The following is a 5242-nucleotide window of genomic DNA, read 5'->3' as shown; positions in this document are numbered from 1 at the left end:
TTTACTTACTAAGGAATGTAAGAACTATGAAACTGAATAACATCATGATGGCGGCAGTGGTTGCCTTTGGCATGTCTTCCAGCGCATTCGCGGCCGACCAGGGCCACGGCAAAGTGACCTTCACCGGCTCGATTATCGATGCGCCGTGCTCCATTAACCCGGATTCCGTCGATCAGACCGTTGAGCTGGGTCAGATCTCCAAGGTGGCGCTGCTGAACGGCGGCCAGTCCACCCCGCGCAACTTCTCCATCGATCTGGAGAACTGTACGTTTGACGCCGACGGCGTGACCGGCGCGCTGGTGAAAAACAAAGTGGCGCTGACCTTTACCGGCATGGAATCCCAGGCCAACAACGGTCTGCTGGGCATCACCGGCAACGCCAAGGGTGCCGCCGTGGCCATCACCGACGGCTCCGGCGCGGTGATTCAACTGGGCAAAGCCACCAAAACTCAGGAGCTGCAGAACGGCAACAATACCCTGAACTTCGCCGCTTACCTGCAGGGTGATACCGCGTCCAACGCCACCATCACCGAAGGTGATTTCCAGGCGGTGGCCGACTTTACCCTGGCGTATAACTAAGCCGCATTAATTTCTTCAATATTGAAGTGAATTAACCATGTTGATGCATGCGGGGCGCCCGCATGCATTTTTCAGGAACGCATTATCAGGGAATACCGTTATGTGGCGTAAAACTCTGTTATTTCCGCTGGCAGTTTGCCTATTTACCTTCACGGCTGTGACCGCGCAGGCGGCCGGCGCCATTCATGGCTGGGGCAGGGTAAATATGCAAGGCGCCATTATCGACACCGCCTGCGCCATTGCCGTCGAGAGCCGCGACCAGACCATCGATATGGAGGTGGTGCCGCTGGCGGACATTATTCGCGACGGCCAGGGGAAAATAAAGCCCTTCGCCATCGAGCTGGTGAACTGCACGTTCGAACGCGCCAATAATACCTTGCCCGACTGGAAACACTTTCAGGTGACGTTTGACGGCGACGCCGAAGGCGGCTTATTTGGCGTGCGCGGCGAGGCGTCGGGCATTGCGCTGCAAATCAGCGATGCCGCCGGCCATATCGCCACGCCGGGCAACCCTCTACCGCGCGGCGATATTATTCCCGGCACCATGCGGCTGGATTATCACCTGAAGCTGGTAGCCAACCGCCATGCGCTGAAAGCCGGCGATTATTTTTCCGCTATTCGTTTCAAGCTGGATTATTTCTGAGTGGCCGCACACCGGGACAGGGAAAATAGAATGATAAGGGAATGGGATAATGATGATTTCGCCGGTAGCAAAAATAGGCCGTATTAATGTGCTGGGGTTATGCATTGTGCTGGCGCTCGGTGCTCACCCTGCTCTGCTTTACGCTGCCGATGATATTCAGTTCAACACCGACGTGCTGGACGTGCATGACCGGCAGAATATCGACCTGAGCCAGTTCTCGCGCGGCGGCTACATCATGCCGGGCACCTACGGCATGGTGGTGCACATCAACAAGAACGACCTGCCGGAGCAGCAAATCCCGTTCTACCCGCCGGAGGATGACCCGAACGGCAGCCGGGCCTGCATCAGCAAGGCGCTGGTGGCGCAGCTGGGGCTCAAAGAGGGCGTGATGAAGGATTTGCGCTGGTGGCACCAGGGCGAGTGCCTGGACGAGCGCAGCGTGGCGGGCATGGAGACGCGGGGCGACCTGGCCACCTCGTCGCTGTACCTGAACATTCCGCAGGCGTTTCTCGAGTACACCGCCGAGAACTGGGACCCGCCGTCGCGCTGGGACGAAGGCATTCCGGGGCTGTTGTTCGACTACAACGTCAACGCCCAGAGCCAGCATCAGCAGCGCAGCGGCAGCCGCAGCTACAGCCTGAGTGGCAACGGCACCGCCGGCGCCAACCTGGGGGCCTGGCGTCTGCGGGCCGACTGGCAGGGCAACCTCAGCCACCAGACCGGCAGCGGCCAGCCGACCGACAGGCGGCTGGACTGGAGCCGCTATTACGCCTACCGCGCGCTGCCGGCCTTGCGCTCGAAGCTGACCGTGGGGGAGAGCTACCTGGACTCCGGCATGTTCGACAGCTTCCGCTTTGCCGGCGCCAGCCTGGTGTCGGACGACAACATGCTGCCGCCCAACCTGCGTGGCTATGCACCGGAAGTGGTGGGCGTGGCGAAGACCAACGCCAAGGTGGTCATCAGCCAGCAGGGGCGGGTGCTGTACGAGACCACGGTCGCCTCGGGGCCGTTCCGCATTCAGGACATCAACGATGCGGTAACGGGCGAGCTGAACGTGCGGGTCGAGGAGCAGGACGGCAGCGTGCAGGAATTTGTGGTGAACACCGCCAATATCCCGTACCTGACGCGCCCCGGCTCGGTGCGCTTCAAGCTGGCGGCGGGCAAGCCGGCGGACTGGCAGCACCACTCGCGCGGGCCGCTGTTCGGCACCGGCGAGTTCTCCTGGGGGGTAAGCAACGGCTGGTCGCTGTACGGCGGCGCGCTGGCGGGCGGCGACTATAACGCGGCCTCGCTGGGACTCGGTCGCGACCTGATGGTGCTGGGGGCGCTGTCGTTCGACGTCACCCAGTCGCGGGCGAGATTGCCGCAGGAAGACGGGACGCTGAGCGGCGGCTCGTACCGGCTGAGCTACTCGAAGAGCTTCGACGAGTACGACAGTCAGGTGACCTTCGCCGGCTACCGCTTCTCGGAGCGGGATTTCATGAGCATGAGCGAGTACCTGGACGCGCGCTACTACGGCAACCGCAACGGCAGCGGCAAGGAGATGTACACCGTCACCTTCAACAAACATTTTCGCGACTGGGGGCTGAGCTCGTACCTCAACTACAGCCACGAGACCTACTGGGACCGGCCGGCCAACGACCGCTACAACCTGACGTTGTCACGCTACTTCGACCTCGGGCGCTTTCGCAACCTGAGCCTGTCGCTGTCGGCGTACCGCAACCAGTACAACGGCCGCAAGGACGACGGGGGCTACCTGTCGCTGTCGCTGCCGTGGGGCGAGCGCGCGACGCTGAGCTACAACGCCACGGTCAGCCGTGGCGACAACAGCCAGCGGGTGAGCTACTACGACCGGATTGACGAGCGCAGCAACTACCAGCTGAGCGCCGGGTACGCGCGCCGCGGGGCCAACGCCAGCGGTTACTACACCCGGGAGGGGGATATCGCGCGGCTGAGCGCCAACGCCAGCTACCAGGAAGGGAGCTACAGCGCGCTGGGGCTGAGCGCCCAGGGCGGGATGACGCTGACCGCCGAGGGCGGGGCGCTGCACCGCAGCGGCATGGCGGGCGGCACGCGGATGCTGATTGACACCCAGGGGGTGGCGGACGTGCCGGTGCGCGGCTACGGGCGCACCAGCCGCACCAACGCCTGGGGCAAGGCGGTGATTGGCGACGTGAACAGCTATTACCGCAACAAGGCCAGCATTGACCTGAACCAGCTGGGCGACAACGCCGAGGCCACCAAATCGGTGGTGCAGGCGACGCTGACCGAGGGGGCCATCGGCTACCGGCAGTTTGACGTCATCGCGGGGGCCAAGGCGATGGCGGTGATTAAGCTGGCGGACGGCAGCGAGCCGCCGTTCGGCGCCACGGTGCTGAACGCCCGCCGGCAGGAGACCGGCATCGTCAACGACGGCGGCAGCGTGTACCTGAGCGGCATCAACGCCGGCGAGGCGATGACGGTGCGCTGGGGCGGGGCGGCGCAGTGTGAAGTGCGCATGCCAAGCCCGCTGCCGGCGGAGATGCTGATGAATACCTTGCTGTTGCCGTGCCAGGCGCTGCCGGCGACAACGGCCACCACCGAATCACAGAATGGGAGTTAACGACATGCACCAATTTAAATGCGCTTTCGGCGCGGCGGCCCTGCTGGGCGCCCTGACGGTCTCGCAGGCCCAGGCGGCCATCGCCCTGGACCGCACGCGGGTGATTTTTGACGGCGGCCAGAACTCGGTGAGCCTGAGCGTCAGCAACCAGAACAAGCAGCTGCCGTACCTGGCGCAGGGCTGGATTGAGGACGAACAGGGCAACAAAATCCAGAGCCCGCTGACGGTGCTGCCGCCGGTGCAGCGCATCGAGCCGGGCAAGCCGAGCCAGGTGAAAATCCAGGCGCTGCCGGCGGCCAAACAGCTGCCGCAGGACCGCGAGACGGTGTACTACTTCAACCTGCGGGAAATCCCGCCGAAGAGCAGCAAGCCGAACACCCTGCAGATTGCGCTGCAGACGCGCATCAAGCTGTTCTATCGCCCGGCGGGGTTGGGCATCGACACCAACGCGCCGCCGCCGCAGGAGCAGCTGACGCTGACCCGACAGGGCGACAAATACGTGGTGAACAACCCGACGCCGTACTACGTGACCCTGGTGGACGCGGGCAGCAGCAAGAGCACGCCGCTGAAAACGTTCGAGCCGATGATGGTGCCGCCGAAGGGCAGTGCGCCGCTGACGGCGAGCGCGGCGGCGGTGGGCAACAGCCCGGTGCTGACCTACGTCAACGACTACGGCGGCCGGCCGCAGCTGAGCTTTAGCTGCAGCGGCACTGTCTGCAACGTGGTGCCGGAGAAGAAGGGCGCCTGACCGGCCGGCGCTGGCCGGGCTGACGGAACAACGGGAGGAGAGATGGCAAGGGAGCAAAGGGCGGAAGGCGCTTACTGGCTGAGCGAACTGCGTTATTACCTGGTGCTGGCGGCGCTGGTGCTGATGGCGCCGCTGAGCCTGACCGCGCTGCTGTGGCTGCTGCCGGCGGCGCAGGCGGCGGACAACTGGCAGGTCGAGGGGGCCAACGGCGCGCTGTATGTGCACGGTGCGCTGACCGAGAGTGCCTGCCGGCTGGAGATGGACAGCGCGCGGCAGGACGTGGCGCTGGGTGAGGTGGGCACCGGGCGACTGCAGGCGATGGGCGCGCGCGGTGAGCCGGTGCGGGTTGAGCTGCGGCTGGCGGACTGCCTGCGCAGCCCGGCGGGCAGCCGTGACCTGCGCACCGGCGGGCTGACCTGGGCCGATGACCAGCCGGCGGTGACGGTCAGCTTTCGGGCCCCCCGTGATGCGGACAACCCGCAGTTGATAAAGGCACAGGGGGTCTCGGGTCTGGGGCTGCGCATGGAGACTGCGCAGGGTGAGGATATCCGGCTGGGCAGCCGGGGCGCGCCGCTGCTGCTGACGCCGGGGCAGAACAGCCTGAGCTACGTCATCACGCCGGAGCGCACGGCGGCCAGCCTGGTGGCGGGCAGCTACCGGGCGGTGGTGGA

The 5242-nt window shown here is 64.7% G+C and carries 5 protein-coding genes; all 5 read left to right on the top strand.

Going from position 1 to position 5242, the window contains the following annotated elements:
- The first annotated feature begins 26 nt into the window (after positions 1-26).
- Entirely contained in the window at positions 27-578 is a 552-nt protein-coding gene (locus tag AAIE04_RS24995; protein WP_498577858.1) for a fimbrial protein, read from the top strand.
- Between the two features lie 100 nt (positions 579-678).
- A complete protein-coding gene (locus tag AAIE04_RS24990; RefSeq protein WP_498577857.1) occupies positions 679-1221 on the top strand; it encodes a fimbrial protein in 543 nt (180 codons plus the stop codon).
- A 49-nt stretch (positions 1222-1270) separates the two neighbouring features.
- Positions 1271-3823 carry an outer membrane usher protein gene (locus AAIE04_RS24985; protein ID WP_498577856.1) on the top strand — a complete coding sequence of 851 codons (2553 nt, stop codon included), beginning with the start codon at positions 1271-1273 and terminating at the stop codon, positions 3821-3823.
- Between the two features lie 4 nt (positions 3824-3827).
- On the top strand, positions 3828-4571 hold the full coding sequence (locus tag AAIE04_RS24980; RefSeq protein ID WP_498577855.1) for a fimbria/pilus periplasmic chaperone: 744 nt from the start codon (positions 3828-3830) through the stop codon (positions 4569-4571).
- Positions 4572-4613: 42 nt separating this feature from the next.
- Positions 4614-5242: fimbrial protein (locus AAIE04_RS24975; RefSeq protein WP_498577854.1), on the top strand; the 629-nt coding region annotated here is incomplete at its 3' end.

This window comes from Serratia sp. Ae19-1 (assembly GCF_059801225.1).
Note: the sequence above shows the minus strand (reverse complement) of the source record. Positions and strands in the feature narration are given on the sequence as shown.